Source organism: Moheibacter stercoris (assembly GCF_040545805.1).
Classification (GTDB): Bacteria; Bacteroidota; Bacteroidia; order Flavobacteriales; family Weeksellaceae; genus Moheibacter; species Moheibacter stercoris.
In genome coordinates this window covers 1-19,953 of the sequence record NZ_JBEPMO010000001.1, presented here as the reverse complement: position 1 = coordinate 19,953, position 19,953 = coordinate 1, and the positions used below count along the sequence as shown (strand labels likewise).

At 34.2% G+C, this 19,953-nt stretch carries 23 protein-coding genes and 1 tRNA gene; 5 read left to right on the top strand and 19 right to left on the bottom strand.

Going from position 1 to position 19,953, the window contains the following annotated elements; genetic code table 11:
• Nucleotides 1–405: 405 nt before the first annotated feature.
• The 16 genes from ABID46_RS00120 to bshC all read right to left on the bottom strand — a co-directional run bounded on the left by ABID46_RS00120 (nucleotide 406) and on the right by bshC (nucleotide 13,900).
• On the bottom strand, nucleotides 406–603 hold the full coding sequence (locus ABID46_RS00120) for a hypothetical protein (protein ID WP_354505383.1): 198 nt from the start codon (nucleotides 601–603) through the stop codon (nucleotides 406–408).
• Nucleotides 604–722: 119 nt separating this feature from the next.
• Nucleotides 723–1,232 carry a hypothetical protein gene (locus tag ABID46_RS00115; RefSeq protein WP_354505380.1) on the bottom strand — a complete coding sequence of 170 codons (510 nt, stop codon included), beginning with the start codon at nucleotides 1,230–1,232 and terminating at the stop codon, nucleotides 723–725.
• A gap of 40 nt (nucleotides 1,233–1,272) precedes the next feature.
• Nucleotides 1,273–1,449 carry a hypothetical protein gene (locus ABID46_RS00110; RefSeq protein WP_354505377.1) on the bottom strand — a complete coding sequence of 59 codons (177 nt, stop codon included), beginning with the start codon at nucleotides 1,447–1,449 and terminating at the stop codon, nucleotides 1,273–1,275.
• Nucleotides 1,430–2,764, bottom strand: coding sequence for a hypothetical protein (locus ABID46_RS00105; protein ID WP_354505374.1), 1,335 nt, complete (start codon nucleotides 2,762–2,764; stop codon nucleotides 1,430–1,432). Before ABID46_RS00105 ends, ABID46_RS00110 begins: the two co-directional genes overlap by 20 nt.
• A 14-nt stretch (nucleotides 2,765–2,778) precedes the next feature.
• Nucleotides 2,779–3,078, bottom strand: coding sequence for a hypothetical protein (locus tag ABID46_RS00100; RefSeq protein ID WP_354505371.1), 300 nt, complete (start codon nucleotides 3,076–3,078; stop codon nucleotides 2,779–2,781).
• A 178-nt stretch (nucleotides 3,079–3,256) separates the two neighbouring features.
• The gene (locus tag ABID46_RS00095; protein ID WP_354505368.1) at nucleotides 3,257–4,093 is read right to left on the bottom strand and encodes a hypothetical protein; all 837 of its coding nucleotides are present in this window, start codon (nucleotides 4,091–4,093) and stop codon (nucleotides 3,257–3,259) included.
• 3 nt (nucleotides 4,094–4,096) lie between these two features.
• Nucleotides 4,097–4,552 (bottom strand): N-acetylmuramoyl-L-alanine amidase, encoded by a 456-nt coding sequence (locus ABID46_RS00090; RefSeq protein ID WP_354506382.1) that lies wholly within the window; start codon nucleotides 4,550–4,552, stop codon nucleotides 4,097–4,099.
• A gap of 434 nt (nucleotides 4,553–4,986) precedes the next feature.
• The gene (locus ABID46_RS00085; protein ID WP_354505365.1) at nucleotides 4,987–5,280 is read right to left on the bottom strand and encodes a hypothetical protein; all 294 of its coding nucleotides are present in this window, start codon (nucleotides 5,278–5,280) and stop codon (nucleotides 4,987–4,989) included.
• 11 nt (nucleotides 5,281–5,291) lie between these two features.
• The gene (locus ABID46_RS00080; RefSeq protein WP_354505362.1) at nucleotides 5,292–7,115 is read right to left on the bottom strand and encodes a type VI secretion system Vgr family protein; all 1,824 of its coding nucleotides are present in this window, start codon (nucleotides 7,113–7,115) and stop codon (nucleotides 5,292–5,294) included.
• A gap of 16 nt (nucleotides 7,116–7,131) precedes the next feature.
• Entirely contained in the window at nucleotides 7,132–7,698 is a 567-nt protein-coding gene (locus ABID46_RS00075) for a hypothetical protein (RefSeq protein ID WP_354505359.1), read from the bottom strand.
• Between the two features lie 2 nt (nucleotides 7,699–7,700).
• Nucleotides 7,701–8,663, bottom strand: coding sequence for a polymorphic toxin type 23 domain-containing protein (locus tag ABID46_RS00070; RefSeq protein WP_354505356.1), 963 nt, complete (start codon nucleotides 8,661–8,663; stop codon nucleotides 7,701–7,703).
• Nucleotides 8,664–8,678: 15 nt separating this feature from the next.
• Complete coding sequence (gene tssD, locus ABID46_RS00065) at nucleotides 8,679–9,074, bottom strand: type VI secretion system tube protein TssD (RefSeq protein WP_354505353.1); 396 nt, start codon at nucleotides 9,072–9,074, stop codon at nucleotides 8,679–8,681.
• A 121-nt stretch (nucleotides 9,075–9,195) separates the two neighbouring features.
• Nucleotides 9,196–9,582, bottom strand: a complete 387-nt coding sequence (tssD, locus tag ABID46_RS00060; protein WP_354505350.1) for a type VI secretion system tube protein TssD — start codon at nucleotides 9,580–9,582, stop codon at nucleotides 9,196–9,198.
• A gap of 57 nt (nucleotides 9,583–9,639) precedes the next feature.
• Nucleotides 9,640–10,026, bottom strand: a complete 387-nt coding sequence (gene tssD / locus ABID46_RS00055) for a type VI secretion system tube protein TssD (RefSeq protein ID WP_354505347.1) — start codon at nucleotides 10,024–10,026, stop codon at nucleotides 9,640–9,642.
• A 287-nt stretch (nucleotides 10,027–10,313) separates the two neighbouring features.
• Nucleotides 10,314–12,257 (bottom strand): amino acid ABC transporter substrate-binding protein, encoded by a 1,944-nt coding sequence (locus ABID46_RS00050; RefSeq protein ID WP_354505344.1) that lies wholly within the window; start codon nucleotides 12,255–12,257, stop codon nucleotides 10,314–10,316.
• A 38-nt stretch (nucleotides 12,258–12,295) separates the two neighbouring features.
• On the bottom strand, nucleotides 12,296–13,900 hold the full coding sequence (bshC, locus tag ABID46_RS00045) for a bacillithiol biosynthesis cysteine-adding enzyme BshC (protein WP_354505341.1): 1,605 nt from the start codon (nucleotides 13,898–13,900) through the stop codon (nucleotides 12,296–12,298).
• Between the two features lie 136 nt (nucleotides 13,901–14,036).
• Between bshC and ABID46_RS00040 the strand changes: the two genes are divergently transcribed.
• From ABID46_RS00040 to ABID46_RS00025, 4 genes are all read left to right on the top strand, one after another.
• Complete coding sequence (locus ABID46_RS00040) at nucleotides 14,037–14,633, top strand: hypothetical protein (RefSeq protein WP_354505339.1); 597 nt, start codon at nucleotides 14,037–14,039, stop codon at nucleotides 14,631–14,633.
• Nucleotides 14,634–14,766: 133 nt separating this feature from the next.
• The gene (locus ABID46_RS00035; protein WP_354505336.1) at nucleotides 14,767–15,327 is read left to right on the top strand and encodes an RNA polymerase sigma factor; all 561 of its coding nucleotides are present in this window, start codon (nucleotides 14,767–14,769) and stop codon (nucleotides 15,325–15,327) included.
• Entirely contained in the window at nucleotides 15,317–15,970 is a 654-nt protein-coding gene (locus ABID46_RS00030) for a hypothetical protein (protein WP_354505333.1), read from the top strand. Before ABID46_RS00035 ends, ABID46_RS00030 begins: the two co-directional genes overlap by 11 nt.
• A 27-nt stretch (nucleotides 15,971–15,997) precedes the next feature.
• Nucleotides 15,998–17,053, top strand: a complete 1,056-nt coding sequence (locus tag ABID46_RS00025; RefSeq protein WP_354505330.1) for an outer membrane beta-barrel protein — start codon at nucleotides 15,998–16,000, stop codon at nucleotides 17,051–17,053.
• A 67-nt stretch (nucleotides 17,054–17,120) separates the two neighbouring features.
• Here ABID46_RS00025 and ABID46_RS00020 read toward each other — a convergent pair whose 3' ends face one another.
• Genes ABID46_RS00020 through ABID46_RS00010 form a run of 3 tightly spaced genes read right to left on the bottom strand, consistent with a single transcriptional unit; the run spans nucleotide 17,121 to nucleotide 19,438 of the window.
• Nucleotides 17,121–17,615 carry a YkgJ family cysteine cluster protein gene (locus ABID46_RS00020; RefSeq protein ID WP_354505327.1) on the bottom strand — a complete coding sequence of 165 codons (495 nt, stop codon included), beginning with the start codon at nucleotides 17,613–17,615 and terminating at the stop codon, nucleotides 17,121–17,123.
• Nucleotides 17,600–18,028 carry a pyrimidine dimer DNA glycosylase/endonuclease V gene (locus ABID46_RS00015; RefSeq protein WP_354505324.1) on the bottom strand — a complete coding sequence of 143 codons (429 nt, stop codon included), beginning with the start codon at nucleotides 18,026–18,028 and terminating at the stop codon, nucleotides 17,600–17,602. The genes ABID46_RS00020 and ABID46_RS00015 overlap by 16 nt, the downstream gene beginning before the upstream one ends.
• Before the next feature lie 57 nt (nucleotides 18,029–18,085).
• Nucleotides 18,086–19,438, bottom strand: a complete 1,353-nt coding sequence (locus ABID46_RS00010) for a hydroxymethylglutaryl-CoA reductase, degradative (RefSeq protein ID WP_354505321.1) — start codon at nucleotides 19,436–19,438, stop codon at nucleotides 18,086–18,088.
• Between the two features lie 292 nt (nucleotides 19,439–19,730).
• Here ABID46_RS00010 and ABID46_RS00005 point away from each other — a divergent pair.
• A tRNA-Gly gene (locus ABID46_RS00005) sits at nucleotides 19,731–19,803 on the top strand.
• Nucleotides 19,804–19,953 lie beyond the last annotated feature (150 nt).

The following is a 19,953-nucleotide window of genomic DNA, read 5'->3' as shown; positions in this document are numbered from 1 at the left end:
ATAATCTTATTCTCTGATTTTGGAGAAAAATTAATTTCATGGATTTTAATATCAGATGTCCTATAAAATTTATTATTTACAATAAAATCATTATGAGTCTGATTTTTATTTTGAGTAAAGGACTCGAATTTCATATTTGAATTTAAACTATTTATCAGGTTAAATGATATTGGGGAATATATATATATACTATCTAATTTATTATTGTCAATTGAATAAGGAAAAACAACTTTAGATGTGTCGTAATTATTATCGTAAATCCTTTGTATTTTCACTTGTTTGGAACAAGAAAAAAATAGAAGGCATATTAGAATTTTCATAAAAGCTCTCATTAATCTTGAATTATTATTGTTTCTACTAAAGCTATTTCATCATCTTTATTTTCGTCTTTTATCCATTTATAAATTAAAAAACAATTATATTTACATAGTTATATTCTAATATCTTGAATTTTTCTTCTTCTAGTTTTCTTAAAGTGATAATTTTACCTCTCAATAAATCATTTATAACTGACATTGCTATATCCTCGATAAACCTATAATCTTTAAAATCAGTATTTTTTCGCATATGCAATAAATTTCTAACTTGTGTGAGTCCACTCATTTAATTGTTTTCTAGCAGATGTTGTAAAGATTCTTAAAACAACTCATCAAACTCCCTGAGCATATTTGTGGCTATATATTGTAGAAGAAAAATGTCATTATCTATTATTATTATTATTATTATTCTAAATTTACAGAGGCGGAAAGCACCTGAATTTCTTGGGGATTATCTAAATAATAGTATTTAAAAACTATTTCGTCATTTTTATACTCTTTTAATAAATCATATAGTTTTTTGTTATTTATTATTTTATAAAATGAATTTTCATTACTAAACTTTTGATTTGTTAATTCATTGAAATCTTTAAAATTTATTAGATATAAATATTTAATGTTTACATCTATAGTATCTTTTATATTGATACTATCATTTTTCTCAATATGTCCACTTTTTTCATTATTATTTAAATCTTTATAGTAAGTCAAATGAATTGGTTTAATATTCTTATTTGTGGAAATTAAATAAGATTTAGGAATACTGAAAATAACAGCTAAACTATCCGAGTTGTTTTTTTGTTTTTGTATTTCAATTTGACTATAGTTATCACTTTTAACTTCAATAAAATTAACTATGTCTTGTCCTTTACAACTTACTAAATAAAAAAGTAAAATATAGAATGAATATTTCATAATTATTGAATTATTAGCTTTCGACTAAAAATATATAATCCTATCTTTGATTGTCATATTGTTCTTTTATAAGAATAGAATATCTAGTTTGATTAATTTCCTTTTCTGAATAAAAATCTTCTTGTAATTTTAAATCATCTTCCAAATTAATTTTATCTAATTCAAAATATGTTTTTATTTCTCCCTTTAAAAGTTTTTCAATGGTAATGTGGCACATCTTGTAATAATCTATAATCTTTAAAATCAGTATTTTTTCGCATATGCAATAAATTTCTAACTTGTGTGAGTCCGCTCATTTTAGCATTTTCTAACATGAGTTGTTTTGCTTCCTCATACCATTCATCAAAATCTCTGAGCATATCTGTGGCTATATATTCTAAAACAGTAAAACCTACACTTATCGCTGGGGGCAGAAAAAACATAAAACTTGATAATGAGGGTTTGTTGAACTGATCATTTGAACTCAAAGCAGGAATCATTTCTTTCATATCAGATAACAACATATAGTTGTCAATAAGTTTAGATGCATCTTGTCCTATGCGTATAATTTTATTTTTAGTCTCATAGGCTAAGTAAGTGTCTTTGTCAATTTTGTTTACTTTTCTGAGTTCTTCATCTACAAATATATTTCCTTCTTGTATTTCTATTTTGGAATAGTAAAGATTTTGAATTTCTTCAATATGAAAATGTTTAAATTCTGTTTTTCCGGTACTAATGTCGATTCCTTCTGTGTAAATTGTTTTTTTAACAGCATCGACATCACTCATTTTACTAAAATGTTCTGTAGTTTTTATTTTGAGAATGCCAAATTGTGATCCTATGTTTTTTTCTTTCTGGTTAATTATATAAGAAATGATTTCCCCCTTATGTGAATATATTTCCGGTAATGGGTAATTTCCCTCTTTTACGGCTGGTTTTATAAAAAGAGTTTTCTCAGAAAATCCTACTTCTAGATATTTATTTTTACTCGTAGGTAAATCTATTTTTTCATTCAGATATCTACAAGTTACATATAATTCTATAAATGCCCCTGTGTCATCTGCAATCATCGGATGCAAATTTTCATCCAGGTTTAAAGTTAGGACAGCTTTTCCTTCTTTATCCACCGTCAAATGTGTAAATGGGGTACTCGCTCCAGTTTCTTTGTTTGTGGTTACGATGCCTATTTCATCATACAGTTTTACTGGAAGAAAACCATACATGAGATATACGGTTCCGTCATAATCTTTCATTTGTATAGCTACTTTTCCACCTTCGGGAATTCCTTTGGTTTGTATATGAAATCGAACAGTATTACCTACTCGTGTGCGTGTAATTTCTTTGTCTTGTGTATCAGTCCATTTCCCTTCTATCAGAAATGTATTTTCTTTTACAGGAGGAGACTTTGGATTATTCGTATTGTGAACCCCTCCTTGTACACCATCATTCCTTACCTTTTGTTGAGCTATATAGTCAATTCTTTTTCCATAAATCTCATGAGTTCCTCCGGTTATCTTCGTATACTTTCCGCCTACTATTCTTATCTTACTCATAATGATTTTTTAAGTTAATGACCTATACCATACTCACCACTATTATTCGTAACAATAGTTTGAGAATGATTATCAATATTTTTAGATGATTGGAATTGCATATCTTCCTGCGCTATTTCTTGTCTGTTTTGTTTTGACTCGCTGTGAACATCCCCATCAATAATTTCCATGAGTTTTCCTGTAACCATCAAATTGGCATCTCCAGCAACAGAAGTAGTTTTGACCATTCCTACACTTTCAGTATTATTCATGCCGACAGTAGTTGTGAGATTCTCACCCACATTTAAAAACATATTTTTAGCGTTTAAAGTCATCGTCTCTGGTGCTGTAATGTTGATATTACTTCCCGTTGTATCGAGGTGGATTTCATTACCTGATTTATCGGTGATGATAATGCTTTCATCTTCTGTGAACTTCAGAATATGACCGCTTCGGGTATGAATCGCTTTGATGTTGTTTTTGGAGATTCGATATAATAAATTTGTTGAGGAATTATTTTTTAATTGAATTTAAATTAATTAATCTAATTTGTAATGCGCTTGGAGAGTGGTTAATATGTTCAAGAATGCCGATTATTAATATTCTTAATTCTTTTTCCGTAGAAATTAACTCTCCTAAGAAATCAGATTTATATATAAGTAGGCTATCACAATTTGGACAGATTTGATTTTGAGATAATTCACTTAAATTAAGGGGTTGTGGTTGATTTGACTTAATAATTAGTTGACTTATGATTTTCAAATCATTCATTTCGTCTTTATGTTCTTCAAACTTCTCAGTTAAAATAATATTTTGAATCTGACTATAATCCTTAAATTCTAAATTCTTTGAGAGAAATATTGAATTTTCATTCTTTAAAATAAGTGAAATTTTCTCGAAATTTTCATGAAAGAAATCCTTTAAATTTACTATTTCGCCATTTGAATTGTTTATTTCCCACTTCTTTATAATTTCAAATTTATTATCATTTAAATTTTGTGATATCAATTGAATATAATTAGAATTATCTTCGGTTGTTTTCGCAAGTAACTCAATGTAAATTAATTTTTTTTCTATTGATAAAATTATAATATCTCCTGTGATAAATCTGATTTCATCCTCATGAATTCCAAATGCTTCCTTACTTAAAATTGACGATTTTAATGTTAACTCTTGTAAGGATGGTATGTGATAGATATTTGGGAATTCAATGGTGTCGTAAATTGTTAATTCGGATCTTTGAGATATAAAATTATTACTAGAATTTAACTGGTTCTCTTTACAAGAAAGAGTTATCCAATTAATAAATAATAGAAATATAAATAAAAAGTATTTTGAAAATAATTTCATAAATCATTTTTTTAATTTTAAATAGGGCAACATAGCATCATACACTGTTCTACCTTCCCCTTTTGTTTTTACACATAAATCTTCATGTACTTGAACTTTTTCAATTGGAAGATTGTAGTGTTTCATTAAGAAACACACCAAACAAGCTACAGATTTTGACTGATGTTCAGTAGGCTTTTCCCAATATCCACCAACCACTTCTTGATTAGCTCTTTTTCCATTTTTATCAAAATATTCTCCATTGACTTCTATAGAAATTGAATTGTTATTTCCCCATTTATTACTTTTTGTATGTGATTTTTGCGCAACTCCTATATGATATGATTGATTATTTAAACTAGTTTGTTGATAAATTTTCCCATCACCATTAACCCAAAAATGTACCGGGTATTTATTATTTATTATTAAATTTTTAACATCATTTTTTAAATTGTAATGCGTTCTATGCAATACAATTATTTTAACATCTTTATCTATGAGTGGAGTGCTTCCTTTTTTTAAAATCTCTATTTCTGGGTCAGAAATAAATCCATCATTTAATTTAAATTTTAAGCATTCACATTCTTTATCTTCCTCAATATATAATTTATAAACACCACAACGAACATTGGAAACTCCACCATCGAAGTATTTATCATTATCATCCGCATAAAATTGAATTTGAGATATTCCTTTTGTCGTATCCCATTCAAATTCAAAACTTTCTCTGTGTTTGATATCTTTAATGAGTAAGTTTTTTGTTATAAGTTTTTTGTTTTTGTCAAATAAACTTACACTTATATTTCCACCGTCACTATCATTCGCTTTTCTATTTCCTTTTTATAATTGAAATTTAATTTTTATTTTCTTTTTATCAGAAACCTTAAACTTTATATTATTTATTTTCGGCTTTTTTATTCTTCATCTAAATTTTCATCCCATTGTTCTTTTTGCTTTATAACTTCATAATCATTATTTGTTGAATCGTCAATTAGGACAATAGGTATAAAAGCATTTCCTATAAAGGGGTCTTTTATATAATCATATACCCCAAACTTCTGTCCACCTTGTAAACCTTCAATGTTTACTTTGGTTGGTGACGAAAGACTCACATCTCCCTCAGTTGCAATGATATTGAAATCTTTTTCTGAAATCCATTCAGATTTCCCGCCAATTATTCTAATTATATTTCCTCCTTCTGATGCCATACTTACTATAATTAATGTCCGGTTCCGTATTCACCACTTTTTGTATTGGCGACATTTTTTGCCAAAACATTGACATCTTCCTTCGTCGATTGCATTTCTATTCCCAGAGCCTGTTCTTTAATGTTTTGCGCATTGGACGTTCTTCCTTCACTTGCAATCTCCAAAATATTCGTTGCCATTAAAGAGTAATCTGCCGTTGCCGATTGTACTATATTTATACCCGCAGTTTCGGTTAAATTTTCTCCTGCCGTAGTCATGATATTTTGACCGGCAGAAATACTGATGTTCTTTCCTGCATTGATGGAAATATCATTCGGCGCATTGACATTGATATTTCCCTGTCCGTCCATGAGCCATGTATTTCCGCTCGGGTCTTCGATAAAGACAGATCCTTCGGCATCATTCAAAATCACTTTGGTTCCTGAACGCGTATGAATGACTTTTTTATCATTGCCCGATGTATGATACCCACTTGATTCCGCTCCATTATACTGCGTTCCCATCACATAGGGTTTTTCGGCATTTCCACTTTCGAATCCGACCAATACTTCTTCACCGATTTCTGGAACGAAATAAAATCCTTTTCCACCACCCGAATGTGGTTGAATCAAGCGAATCCAAGGCGAAATGGAATTATTTCTCTGTTGCCAAGGAAATTGGACTTGAACACGCCCAATTCCTGCGGGGTCATTGTTATCGACTACTACAGCGGGTTGGGTTTCTGCTATGGGAATGTTGTGTACATTTCCATAGGGTGGAAGTGTACTATCGGCAGTAATTCCTTGAAATTCGTTCGAATAGTTTCCTGCTTCGTCGCAGATATGAATGATATCGGTAATCAGGTATTTTCCATAATTCTGTTCCTGAATTTTCAATACATCCAACGAGTTTACCGAAAATCCTGGATCGACTACTTCTACGACATCACCGACACGAATGGCTGGATGATCGGAATTTCCAGTCAAGGTCAGCAAATCGGAACTTTGACTTAAGAGTTGGGTTTCGGTACGTTTGTTCAAATGCTCGTCGACCGAACCTTTATTGATCGGGTTGTTGTACAGCATTTGAGCTTCGGCCGGATAAAACTTTTTGGAATGTTCGTACAAGAATTCGCCCAAAGAATTAGACGAATAATTCACGGAACCAGAGCTCACCGAACCATTGCTAGCAGCCGATGGGTCATAACCCATAAAACTAAAGTTCACGGGTTTGGTGCGCATTTCCAGATTGAAAGAGGAAAGATTTTCTCCGTATTTGAGTGTAATGTTTTTCGATTTGGGTTTACCTAAAACCAATTCACGTCCGTTGTAGTAAAACCATAATCCTTTTTTCTGAGCAATTCGAGAAAGAAACTGAAAATCACTTTCCTTGTATTGAACTACAAAAGGATTAACCTCGTCATTCTCGATTTCAATTTGTGGTTCCAGTCGGTCAGACGGATATCGGGAAATGATTTGTTCGGCAATTTCCTTGACCGATTGATCGTTAAAAGACATCGTGTCGGGCAATCCTTCCATTTGGAAAGTAGGAGAGAAGCCATTGATGAGAATTCCACCGGCTGAACCATTGGCACGGATGAGTTTGACTTCGGAGACAATTCCCCGAAACTGAAGTTCATTTCCAGTTCCAAATTGAACGGGTTTGATGGTGATCAAGACTTTTGCTCCGACATAAGATTTGGCTTTCTCCAAAGCTGAAGAAAGTAAATCGTAGGAGACGTGGTGAACAATCGAAAATTTATGGTGACCGTTTACTTTTTGTTCAATCACCAAGCGATTGAATTTTAATAGGGGTTGGTTGTCAATCGTGATACTGGTTAGGGTTGAGATGGACATATTTTAGGTTTTTAGGTTAGAATTGTGTAAATTGGTAGGGATCACTATTTCCGAAAGTAACACTGTCTTGAGTTACTTTTCCTTGGGCATAGTTGAATCCTGACATTTTAGAATAAAATTCATAATTAATTTGATTTTCATCTAGTTTATAAACACTGTTGCCGATTGTTTCATTTAATTGCTTTTTGTCAATGTATATTTCTTCTATGGTTTTATTTGTATACACACGGCTTGAATAAGTTCCATTTTTAAAAAATTGTAACGTATAGATGTTGTAAACAATAAGAATGGTATCTTTTGTAATGGATAATTCTGATAATTCAAATCCAGCTGGTGGATTGTTGTTTTTTTTTGCCTCTTGATATTGTTTTAGACTAAAAGGAACTTTTCTTTCTTCTCCTTTACTGAAATAGAAACCATCAATACGCAATGCAGATGTTTCAGCCAATTCGAAATTAGGATTATATAATTTGTACTTTTCTAAAGGTTTTGTTTCAGGACTAAGTTCTGTTAGTAATAATGGAGCATGACAAGACGCCAATCCTCCAAGCCCAATAAGTGATATGATTTGAGACCATTTCATCCTTAATTTCCAAAATTTGGTTGATTTTTAAATTGAAATTCCCAACTGTTCGGTCGAGTGGAAGGAATCAAATGAAAATTAATCATTCGATGAATTAAATCTTGACTGATCATACTGGATTGTCCCATTCGATTGGCTCCAAATTGACCATAAGGAGTATTTAAACGAAAAGAAGTTCTACCTTGATTCAAATCAAATGAATGGGCATTTTGATTAAAAATTGTTCCTTTTCGATACCTTGTCAAATAGTCCTGGTTTAGTTCACCTGCAAAATTTGGAGAGTATGAATAGGTTTCCTTGTTGAAAATTCCTCCAGGACGTGGATTATTTTCTTCCAATTGATCAAAAATATAGGCTTTTGTTTCGTCATTTTGATTATCTCCATATCGGATTTGACTATTCGTGTCAGCTGTGAAAACATCACTACCAATGACAAGTTGAAATTCACTATTTCGAGATCCGATGGTTAAATTTCCGCCACCTGTCCACCAACGGTCATATCCGTCAGCAATTCCGATTTTCTGAAATCCGCCAAAATCATTGTAAAAGCTGAAGCTTCCACTGAAAGCTCTTAATTGTGTAAATCCAACTTGTTGGTTACGGCCACTATTGTTTCGAATGATATTGGTTCCAATACTTCCCGAATATTTAAAATGATCAACCATTCCTGAACCTGAATCCAAATGCAATGGATAAATCGTCATAGGCTCACCACGACCGCTACCCAAGGTTACCCCAGCGGAGTAAACCTGATCAATATGCAGTTTGTTTCCAGAAGAAAGCGCACCAAAACCTCCGTTGTAAAAATTGACTGCAGCATTTGCGTTGAATTGGGCTCCAAAACCATCATTTTTTTGGATTTTATAACTCATGCCAACTCCAGCAGTTCCGCTCCAATGTGCAGGTTTTCCTCCACCAAAATGCAAGCTCAATCCAATAAATATATTATAATCTAATTCGTTCATATCTTTTATTATAATTTAAATTTCCACGGGCCAATTTCGTTTGAAAGAGACACCATTCATAGAAATATTTTTGGCAGAAAGCACTAATTGAATCTGCATAGGGATACTATTGGCATTTAAAAACGTTTCATTGTATCCGATGCAATAAGCTTTTTCAAACTTAAGGTCACGCATTTTTGAAATGGCGTCGCGTCTAAAAAAGATAACTTCACCATCTTTTGTTTCGGTATTGGAAATCATCCAACGAAAGAAATCGGGGCTAGCGGTAGACTCAATGACCAGATTGACAATTCCTCCTTGGGGTTCAGCAGAAGGTTTTCCGCTGTTGTCAATGGACTGATGCAAAGAAAGATTGCATTCTAGGACATTGTAAGATTCTCCGTCTATTTCTAATTTGGCTAAGAAAGACATATGTTTTTAGGGTTTTAAGTAAGTGTTTTTTTAAGCAAAAATGCCGCTAAAAGGGATGCGAAAAACAGCTTCTAACGGCATTTGATTTATTATGTAGGTATTTTCTGATTAAGAATAGGTTTTACACCCATTCGTTTTCATAAACACCTGTTCCCATTTCAATCTTACGAGCAGAAATAGTAAAAGTTTCCGTTAGGGGATTACGACCAGAAGCATCAAAGTTTTCTTTGTGTTTAACCAAATATCCTTCTGTGAATTTCAATTCTTTCAAAGTCGCTTCCGAATCGCGTTTGAAGAACTTCACGCTACCATCTTTTCTTTCGAAGGAATTGGTCATCCACTCGAAAAGTTCGGTATTACCCGTTCCTTCGATCATGACTTCGATTTTTCCACCACGTGTAACCGTAGATGGACGTCCCGTCGCGTCTGTTTCTTGGAACAAACCATAGTTAATGTTAAGGACGTTATATTCTTTACCGGCAACAACCAGTTTTGCTTTAAATGACATAATAATTAGATTTAAAAAGTTAAAATTAGATTAATGATAAACGAAATGATAAAAAAATTATACCCATTCGTTTACGTGTTTTCCAGTACCCAATTCAATGGCACGGGCAGAAATTACAAAGGTTTCGGTCAAAGGATTGTCACCTTCCGAGTTGAAATTCTCTTTGTAATTGACAATGTAAGCTTCTTCGAATTTCACTTCTTTTAGAGTAGCTTCGGAGTCGCGTTTAAGGTAGACGATAGACCCATCTTTTCTTTCAAATGAATTGGTCATCCATTCAAAAAGATCGGTTTCACCTGTACCTTCCACTGTAATTTCGATTTTCCCACCTCTAGAAATGGTCGATGGGCGACCTGTTGCGTCAGTCTCTTGTTTGAGTCCGTAATGAACGTGAAGAATATTACGTTCCTTACCAGCAACTTTGAATTTTGCTTTAAATGACATGTTAGTAAAAGTTTTAAGGTTAATAAATAAAAATACCTAGTAAATAATAAATAATATCTTTTGTGAAGATAGAAAAACTGAATGAGAAATCCCAGAAAAAGAATGTTAAAAAATTATTAGTCAAGTAGTTGTGGGGGTGGTTTTGCGGGTTTTTAAACGAAAATAGACTTGACAATCAGACTAGATAAATGTTTGAAACGGATATTTCTAACTACCTAATTTTTTTACTATTTCGTAAAAAAAATGCAGACCCTAAAGTCTGCATTCTATATTGTTTGATTTAAACCTTAATCTTTTATCGAACCATCATCATCAGGTGATTCGTCTTGTTGAACAAATAAACGTACAATTCGTACCGATTTGTTCACATAGGCTTTTCCTTCTTTTTCATATTGGAATTTAGAAGAAAGTCTTGTTTTCTCAGCTCCCAAAGCATTCAATACATCACCTTTTGAATTCATACGATCGACCAAATCATAGACAACGTTGAATCCTGTTTGTTGGTATTCGTTGGGCGTTAAACAATAAATATCCATGAATTTTTCCAAGGTATTGCGTTCTCCAGCTCCATATACATTGATCAAATGGACGGTGCTGAATACAAACCCAATCCTTTTCAAGGACGCTATGTTGTTTTTGTTTTTGTCGTTGTAGATGTCGTAGGAATTGGTGAATTTAACGCCATACGCCGACAAGTTTTCAGCATTGAAGGTTTTTAATTTTTTCACATAATTCTCACCCAATGCGTTATTTCCAGATACTAAAACAGTAATAGTGGGCGTGAAATATTCTTTTTTAACTGTTGTTCCATCGCTCAATTTTTCATCCAAAGTTTCGGATTTTTGAACCAATTTGTTGACATCTTTGGTAATGGTGATACTAGGATTGTTCAATTTCTTTTTCAATTCATCTGAAAAATAATTGGCCAATTTTTCATCGCGATCATCGGTTAAAATCTGAATATTTTCTCCTTTGTAATTCGATTTAATTTCCTCCACAATGGCATCTGCCAAAGAAGAATCAGGTGGAGTCGAAATGATCACATTTTCATATTCTTTTAAATCGTCTGCATTACTCAATGGTGAAACGACTGGAATTCCAGATCCTGTCATCATGGATGCAAATGATTTGAAATTAGACGCAAACAAAGGACCTATTACCGCATCAAATTTTGAAAAATCGGTTGTAGTTAACAAAGATTCCAAAACAGTCGCTTTGTTCTCTGTGTCCATTACAGTCAACTCAATTTTCTTGCCTTGACGAGCCAAGGAATCCAAAGCCATTTTTGCACCAATCAATAAATCGGTTGAGATATCTTTTTCGGTTTTACTTCCCGATGGATTGTCTAAATGAAAAGGGAAAAGAATTGCTAAATTGATTTTGTTGTCGTCAATTCGTTTGATTTTCCCAGGCGCCTTTACAATGTTTGCATCATCTTGTAAGGGAATTCTCAACGTCATCCCTACTTTTAAACCTTCACTTAATTGAGGATTTAATTTTAAAATATCTGCAAAAGAAACTTTGTATAATTTGGTGATGGAATAAATGGTTTCACCAGCCGAAACTTTGTGCTCAATAAATCCATCTTGAATTGTTGCTTTGTTCGAACCTTTTTTCGGAATATGAATGAAATCTCCCACTTTCAAACCATTGGTTTGAACGGCTGGATTGGCAATGTAAAATTCATCTTCCGTCACCCCAAATTGTTTTACCAACGAAAAAATGGTTTCACCACGTTGCACCAAATGCATTCCGTCAGGTACCATAACTTCTGTTTTGGTTTCCGTTTGTTTCTTTGGGATTCTGATGATATCGCCAGCTTTTAAACCTTGTTCCAATTGTGGATTTAAGCTTTTCAAAGCCGATTCAGTTAAACCAAATTCTTTGGTCAATGAATACATCGTTTGTTTGGGCTTCACTTGGTAGTAAATGAAATTATCATCTTCTTTTGGGATGATTACTTCTCCTACTTCCGTTGAATTTACGGGCGTGACAGTCGTTTTAATTTGACCATCCGATCCGTTTTTTGAAGGAATGATCAATACATCTCCAATATTCAATCCGCGATCATTTAAAAAGGGATTGGCTTTTTTTAAGTCGTCTTGTGAAATTCCATATTCCTTGGAAATTCCATACACAGTTTCTTTGGCTTGAACGGTGTGTTTTTTTTCTTGGGCGAACGAAAGTCCTCCTAAAATAGCGAAAATTAATACCCAAATGGTCTTATTCATCGGTTCGAAATTTAAAGGCAAAAATACAATTCTTTCTGTTAAGGTAATGTTTTTATCGAAAACCGAAAATCAATCGGTTCAATCGTTTGGTAGATTTCATTTACAAATTCAACGCCATACTCGACATAAAATTCCGAAAAGTTGGAAATTCGTTCTTGTAAATTTCCATTCGGGAAAAGTTCAGCATACAAGATTTCAATACGTTCTACTCGTTCCGCTTGTTTTCTTTTTTCGGCTTTTGTCAAGCGATTTTTCATTTTTTCCAATCCCGCCAATTGCTTTTTTTGTTGGGCTTTTACCATTTTGGAAAAACTAAGATCGGTTTGAGTAGCTTTTTCTTCAAGTTCCAAAAACATCTTTTCCAAAGTTTCTTGATAGGATTCGAAATCAATGGAAACTTCTGAATTTTGTTCAATATTTTGATTGACCAATTGGTACAAAGGCAAAAATAAATCCTGATAAGAAATGTTCAGATTTTCCAATTTCCTTTTTTGTTTTTCAGATAAAAGCAATACTGAATTTCGGACTAATAATATTGGAAAAGGGATGTTTTGTGAATCAAAAAATGATTTCAATTCCAACCAATATGCCATTTCGCCAGTTCCACCGATATAGGCAATATTGGGTAAAATGGTTTCTTGATACAATGGTCTTAAAACCACATTGGGACTGAAGTTTTCAGGATGATTTCTCAATTCGCTCAAAATTTCCTCTTGACTAAATTCCAAATTAGCGTTAAGAACTTTGTACTTGTTTTCTTCTAGAACGATTCGTTCACGTTGAGAAGATTTCTCAACATAAAATAAATTAATTTCTCTTGGATTTACTTGCGCATCATATCCCAATTCTTGAAATTTCTCAATGGTTTCATTGATCTTTTGAAAGGCTGTATGTTGAGTCAAATCCTCTTCAAAACTTGAAATCATGCATTTTTTCAAGGCTGAATCGTCTCCATCAATCATCAACAAACCATAATCTGCAAAAAGAGCTTGCACCAATTTACGCGTAGCTTCGGTTAAACTGGATGAATTCAAATAGGAATCGGATATGAGTTCTTGTAATTCTTTTGCATTTTTTGAATCGGGTAAACATTGGCCAAACACTTCGAAAACTTCCTGAATTCCATCCAAATTCATTCGTCCAACCGCTCCTTCAGATGGTCGGTTCCATTGAAATTTTTGGTTTTGATAGAAAAAATGATTGATTTCTTCAAAATCATGATCTTCTGTCGCCATCCAAAAAATGGGAACAAAATGAATTTCTGGATGTTGTTGATTTAAATGCTCACAAGATTTGATGGTTTGAAGGATTTTGTAAAAGAAATACAGCGGTCCTGTAAGCAAATTCAATTGATGTCCTGTGGTGATGGTTACCGTATTGGACAATTGAAGAAAATCCAAATTTTGCTTTTGTTTTTCCGATAATTTTAAACCCGATAATTGGTTTGTCAAAGAGGAGTGAAGAAGTTCTCTATTCTGATAAACATTTAATTTTTCTTTTGCTTGTTGAACTAAATTCTCCTCATTGGGAAATAGATTGTAAAACTCTTTGACTTTGGAATCCTGCGATAAGTAATCCCGCATCAGAGGCGAAAACTTACCATATTCTTTTGCATCAAACTTTGTTGTCTTTTGAGAATCCAATTTCCTAAGAATTTGTACGAAGGTAATTAAAATCTAAAATTCTTCGAAATTCCAAGACGTTAAAAGAATTTAGGTTTGGTTAATTGTTTCATTTCGATTAAATTAGTTATTTATTAATCTATTAAAAATTAAAACTATGGGATTAGGTTCGTTCTTGAAAAATCTATTCGGAGGCTCATCTGAAAAAGCATCTGAAGTGAAAAACGACTTACGTGATACAGGAAATAAACTAGCAGATGAAGCCAGAGAAGCTGCTTCAACCTTGAAGGAAAAAGCGTCAAATGTTTGGGATGAAGCCAAAGAAGTGGCCGCTGAAGCCAAAGAAAAAGCACAAGATGCTTGGGAAGATGTAAAAGATTCGGCAGAAAATGCTTGGGAAGAAACCAAGGAAACAGCTGAAGACATTTCGGACAAAGCCAAGGAAAAATGGGAAGAAGCCAAAGACGTGGTGAGTGAAAAAGCCGAGGAAGCAGAGGTTGCGATCGAGGAAACGGTTGAAGAGGCAAAAGAAACTGCAGCAGAAACATCTGATGCCATCGAGGAAAAAGCGGACGAAATCGTAGAAGACACCCAAGTTGCAGCAGAAAATCTAGCAGAGGCAGTGGACGAAAAAGTCGAAGAAGTAAAAGAAGTTGTGTCGGAAAATGTCGCGAAATTGGATGAAACGGTTGATGAAGTAACCCAAAAGGCAGAAGATAAATACAAAGATATCGAGGAAGATTTAAACGATTAATCAATCTGAATCAGCTTAAAAGCCCGCATTTATGCGGGTTTTTTTTATGGCTACGAATTATTTTAAGAAAAAAATCTGGTTGGCTGCAACTTTTTTTCAACTTCCATCGTCTTAGTAAGTAGAAGGCTTAATTTTGAAAATTATATCGATTCATAAAAAGCAGAACTTGGAAAATTTGGTAAGAGATTTACGCAAACAAAATCCCTTAGCGCAAAAGGAACTATTTGATCAATGTTCCCGCAAAATGCTAAGTGTATGCAGATCCTATGTGACCGATTTTCACCATGCCGAAGACTGTATGCTCAAAGGTTTTGTGAAAGTTTTCCGAAATATCGATGGTTTCAAATCAGAAGGAAGTTTTGAAGGTTGGATGCGTAGAGTTATGGTCAACGAATGTTTGGATTTCATCAAACTTAACAAAAGTATGGTCTATGTAGATGAATTTGAATCCAACAATTCCCTCGATGATGAAACGGAAATAGATTTCGGATTTGATGCTCAGGAAGTTTTGGATCAATTGCCAGATTCGTATCGGATGGTTTTCAATCTTTTCGTTTTGGAAGACTATTCCCACAAGGAAATAGCAGAAATTTTATCCATTTCTGAATCCAATTCAAAATCGCAATTGTTACGAGCCAAAAACAAATTAAAAGAAATTGTTCTTCACCAAAAAACCAGATCAAATGAAATCTAAATTCGAACATATAGTTAAAAATCAATTGGAAGATCGTGAACTCCCAGTTTCGGACAATGCTTGGGAACGTTTGCAAGAAATGATGGCTCAACCAGAGGTTTCGACTTCCAAAACTCGCAAAATGAAGGTTTGGTTCCCCATGTCAATTGCTGCTTCAGTTGTACTTTTTATAGGTTTGTATTGGGGTTGGAATTCATTCTCAACAAAAGAATCACCATCTGTTGCTACACAAACCAAAAACAAGGAGATTCTGCAAACAGTTCAAGAACAGGAAAATACAAGTTCAATTCCAGTTCAGGAAGATTTATTGGCTGATTCATCGGTTCATCAACAGAAACAAATTGAAACAAAAAATACAGAGAACGTTCCATCAAGTACTCATAAAAATCTAGAATCTGTTGAAACGGAAATTGTCTCAAATCCTGAAAAAAATCCAGAATTTGATTCGGAAAAAGCAAGTATAACAGAAATCTCACCAGAGCCACAAACAGAACTTGCACATCAAGAAGAACTACAACTAGAAGAGAAGAAAAAAGCCAATTTCGTCGATCCTGAAATGCTTTTGTACTCCATCGAAAATAACGAAGCAGTCAAACAATCAAAATCCAATTCTAGACTGGTTTTGATTGATTTCAATAAATAATTCAACTAACAATTAAAACGATAGAATATGATGAAGAAATACATCGTCTTAGGAATGCTATGCCTTGTAGGATACCACGCAAATGCACAGAAATTTTCATGGGATTTCAATTCCAATGAAGAAGTAGAAGAACAAGTAAGTCCTTTTGTAAAGGAAAAAGTGGAAGAATATGCGGTTCAAATTCGACAAATTGTCATCGATGGGAAATTGGCGATGCAAGAAGAAGTTTCAGCTGTAGATGAGCAATTGTTCAAGGGAACGATAACCAAAACGGAAGCAGAAAATCAAAAAGCAGCGATTTCCTTGCGTTTTGCAGAAACCATCAATACCAACATCGAAAATTTGAATTTTGATTTGGATGAAATTACCAAAAACCAAGTTCAGTATGCGATTCTCAATACAGATATTGAGGCGTTGAAAGAGGAACAAATCAAAAAATCTTCCGATTGGAAATACAAAGCCCAAAATGAAGTAACGGGATATTTGGCTTATGGAATGATTGATTTCCCGAAAGGAGACAATGAAAAGTTAAATGATCATTTGGGGTATTCAAGCGGAATTGATTTAGGTTTACTATACCACAAACAGTTTTCTGAAACAAGTCCTTTGGTGTTTCAAACCGGAGCTTATTTTTCGTGGAGAACCGTTCGTTTTGATGACAATTATTACATCAATCGAAATGATGATGGTGTGGTTGATTTAGTCCAACATTCCCAAAATTTAGACAAAAGTAAACTGCGTTCTACCTATATCATGGTTCCCGTTGGATTGAAATATAGTTTTAACGGATTGAAAACCAAAAATGAACAATCTTATCGCAATCCAGATGGCGGATTTGCCATTGGCGCAAATGTCTATGGTGGATTTAGAATTTCTACCAACAACATTGTCGATGGAGGCGAATTGGATTTCCGCGACAAAAAATCCAACTACGAATTGAACAATTTCGCTTATGGTGCTCAACTTACCTTAAGCGTCATGGGGTGGAATTTTTATGTGAGACAAGAATTGAGTTCTTTCTTTAAAGACGATGTTTTTGACGACCGTAAAATGCTTCAATTCGGATTGAACATAGGATTTTAGACCTTTTGATCCTCATGCATTATCAAATCGAATCTTCCTCCGTTCTCTTGGGAATCGAGGAAGATTTTTATTTGAAGGTTTTTTGCATTTGCTCTACAACTTCAAAAGCAGCTGGACAAATCAGCGTATTTTTGAGCGTCAAATGATTGATTTGATAGAATTTTTTGCGGTCAGTATGCGGATATTCACGGCAAGCTTTCGGACGATGTTCGTACACCGAGCAATAATTGTCGGCTCCTAAAAAAGGACATGGAACAGACTGCAAAACATAATCATTGTCTTCGTCGATGCGTAAATATTTCTCGATGAATTGAGAAGGTTTTATTCGAAATAACTCAGCCAAACGCTCAATATCTTTTTGGGTGAAAAGTGGACCTGTAGTTTTGCAACAATTGGCACATGATAGACAATCCACACGCTCAAAAACTTCATCGTGAATTTCTTGCATGGTTTGGTCGAAATTCTTGGGCGGTTTCTGTTTAATTTTGCCTAAAAATTTCTTGTGTTCCGCTTCTTTGGCTTTGGCCTTACGGTAATTTTCTTCGATTAAATGATCTCCCATGATTCAATTTCCCCTTCAACAACATAAAATATAGAAACTGTTTCCAGCAATTTCGTTTCTGGCAAAGTTCGGAGTTTTTCTGGATCGCGGATCGATAATTTTTTGGCCAAATGTTCTCGTTCATATTCCAATTGACCAGTTGTGACAGGAATTTGAATAGGAGTGAAGTCGAAATTGATTTTGTTCGAATCGAACGTATATCCGCGAATTTTTGCTTCCTCCAAAATTTCAGCTAAATATTGATGGATGGCTGCTTGCGGATTTTCAACCTTTTTGAATCGGATCAATTGCGGGTGATTGGTATACCCTTTGGTTTTACCTTCCAAAACATGTTTTGCCAAAAGAGTTTCACGCCAAAGTGCTACCAAACCTTTGGTGTCTAAATATTTCGGATGTAAGGACCAGATGCGCATGGAATAAAAAAGTCTTTCAACTAGAAAGCTGAAAGACTTTGGATTGTATGATTTGAATTAATTCTTTTTCAATTCTTCTACAGAATTTACACCTCTCAATCGACAGAATTCATCAATTACGGCATGATGTGAAACAGTCTTGTCTTTGAAATAATTGACAAAATAAGCTCGCTCTTCATCGGTTGCTTCCAATTGGTTCAAGATGTTCATCAAATGCATTTTCATATGCCCTTGTTGAATCCCAGTGGTCACCAAAGAACGCAAGGCTGCGAAATTTTGCGCCAAACCAGCTACTGCGACAATTCCCATCAATTTTTCTGCATTGGGACTTCCTAAAACTTGCAAAGCCAATTTCACAAGTGGATGCAAAGAAGTTAAACCTCCAACGGTTCCCAAAGCAATTGGTAAATCTAACCAAAAACGGAACACACCCTCTTTTACTTCGCAATGAGTCAAAGAACTATAACGACCATCTTTGGATGCATAGGCATGTGCACAAGCCTCAACCGCACGGAAATCATTTCCTGTAGCAATTACAACGGCGTCGACACCGTTCATGATTCCTTTGTTATGAGTCGTAGCACGATAAGGTTCCACTTCGGCAATGCGAACCGCACGCGTAAATTTTTCGATAAATTCTTCTGAGGAAACATTTCCTTCTGCTAAATCCTCAACCTTGCAAGAAACTTCTGCTCTTACAATGCATTCAGGAGTGAAGTTAGACAGAATACACATCACAATTTGAAGCGATTCTTTTTCTTCATTGGTAAATACATCTGACTCATACACTTCTCTTTTCAAAGTCTGAGCAAATTGCTCCAAACAAGAGTTGATAAAGTTGGCACCCATGGAATCAACGGTGTCAAATTCTGCATGAATTTGGTAATAATTCTCGATTTCCGATGTTTTATCGACCAATTTTAAATTTAAAATCCCTCCACCACGCGCTTGCATGTTTTTGGTGATCGGATCTGTGTCCTTGAATAATTTTGCTAAAAGGGTTTCTAGAAAGAATCGATCCAATTTTTCTTTGTCTCCTTCAAACATAAAATGAACATGACCCAATTTGACTTTGGACAAAACTTGAGTTTTAAATCCGCCGCGATCAATCCAAAATTTTGCAGCTTTGGAAGCTGCCGCAACGACTGAACTTTCTTCAATCGCCATCGGGATGCACATCAATTCGCCATCGATTAAAAAATTTGGGGCGAATCCAAAAGGCATATAAAAATTGGAAAGGGTGTTTTCTGAGAACTCATCGTGCAAACGTTGAAGTTCTAAATCCTCATTCCAATATTGTTTTAGGGTTTGAATAGCTTGTTCAGAGCCATTTAAATATTCGTTGACCAACCATTCGATTTTTCCTTCTTTTGACATTTTAGAAAAACCTTCAACGGGTGTATGATTCATAGTTTAGAATTTGAAATACAAAGTTACTTATAAACTTATTGTGAAGGTCGGATTGCGAACGTTAAATTCTGTTAAAAAGACAATTGTAAATTTTTTGAAAAAAAAAGCGTCAAGAATTTTGAAGAAAGCGATTTTCCCCTTTATATTTGCACCATCAATTGCGGGAGTAGCTCAATTGGTAGTCCGCCACGTCGGATCCAAGCTGAACCACAAAATTGATAAAATCGCGGAAGTAGTTCAATTCGTAGTCCGCCGCGGCGGATTCCAAGCTGAATTATCAAACAATACGACCGCGGGAGTAGCTCAATTGGTAGAGCTTCAGCCTTCCAAGCTGAATGTTGCGGGTTCGAGTCCCGTCTCCCGCTCAAAAGAAAAGAGGCTGTCTCAAAAGACAGTCTCTTTTTTATGCTTAATATTTTTTTTTTTGCTTCTTGGATATTAAAATTTCATTTTTCTAGCTTAAAAACTGATCATTTTTTCTAAACGGTAAAAAAAACTGGAATTTTGGCTGGTTT

Bases quoted from the DNA above. Each gene is read 5' to 3' on its own strand.
- ABID46_RS00010 (WP_354505321.1), bottom strand. From the start codon at position 19,438: ATGAATCATACACCCGTTGAAGGTTTTTCTAAAATGTCAAAAGAAGGA.
- ABID46_RS00025 (WP_354505330.1), top strand. From the start codon at position 15,998: ATGATGAAGAAATACATCGTCTTAGGAATGCTATGCCTTGTAGGATAC.
- ABID46_RS00115 (WP_354505380.1), bottom strand. From the start codon at position 1,232: ATGAAATATTCATTCTATATTTTACTTTTTTATTTAGTAAGTTGTAAA.
- ABID46_RS00050 (WP_354505344.1), bottom strand. From the start codon at position 12,257: ATGAATAAGACCATTTGGGTATTAATTTTCGCTATTTTAGGAGGACTT.
- tssD (WP_354505350.1), bottom strand. From the start codon at position 9,582: ATGTCATTTAAAGCAAAACTGGTTGTTGCCGGTAAAGAATATAACGTC.
- ABID46_RS00040 (WP_354505339.1), top strand. From the start codon at position 14,037: ATGGGATTAGGTTCGTTCTTGAAAAATCTATTCGGAGGCTCATCTGAA.
- ABID46_RS00110 (WP_354505377.1), bottom strand. From the start codon at position 1,449: ATGTGCCACATTACCATTGAAAAACTTTTAAAGGGAGAAATAAAAACA.
- ABID46_RS00100 (WP_354505371.1), bottom strand. From the start codon at position 3,078: ATGACTTTAAACGCTAAAAATATGTTTTTAAATGTGGGTGAGAATCTC.
- ABID46_RS00105 (WP_354505374.1), bottom strand. From the start codon at position 2,764: ATGAGTAAGATAAGAATAGTAGGCGGAAAGTATACGAAGATAACCGGA.
- ABID46_RS00085 (WP_354505365.1), bottom strand. From the start codon at position 5,280: ATGGCATCAGAAGGAGGAAATATAATTAGAATAATTGGCGGGAAATCT.
- ABID46_RS00075 (WP_354505359.1), bottom strand. From the start codon at position 7,698: ATGAAATGGTCTCAAATCATATCACTTATTGGGCTTGGAGGATTGGCG.
- ABID46_RS00120 (WP_354505383.1), bottom strand. From the start codon at position 603: ATGAGTGGACTCACACAAGTTAGAAATTTATTGCATATGCGAAAAAAT.
- tssD (WP_354505347.1), bottom strand. From the start codon at position 10,026: ATGTCATTTAAAGCAAAATTCAAAGTTGCTGGTAAGGAACGTAATATT.
- ABID46_RS00030 (WP_354505333.1), top strand. From the start codon at position 15,317: ATGAAATCTAAATTCGAACATATAGTTAAAAATCAATTGGAAGATCGT.
- ABID46_RS00080 (WP_354505362.1), bottom strand. From the start codon at position 7,115: ATGTCCATCTCAACCCTAACCAGTATCACGATTGACAACCAACCCCTA.
- ABID46_RS00015 (WP_354505324.1), bottom strand. From the start codon at position 18,028: ATGCGCATCTGGTCCTTACATCCGAAATATTTAGACACCAAAGGTTTG.
- ABID46_RS00020 (WP_354505327.1), bottom strand. From the start codon at position 17,615: ATGGGAGATCATTTAATCGAAGAAAATTACCGTAAGGCCAAAGCCAAA.
- ABID46_RS00095 (WP_354505368.1), bottom strand. From the start codon at position 4,093: ATGAAATTATTTTCAAAATACTTTTTATTTATATTTCTATTATTTATT.
- tssD (WP_354505353.1), bottom strand. From the start codon at position 9,074: ATGTCTTTCTTAGCCAAATTAGAAATAGACGGAGAATCTTACAATGTC.
- ABID46_RS00070 (WP_354505356.1), bottom strand. From the start codon at position 8,663: ATGAACGAATTAGATTATAATATATTTATTGGATTGAGCTTGCATTTT.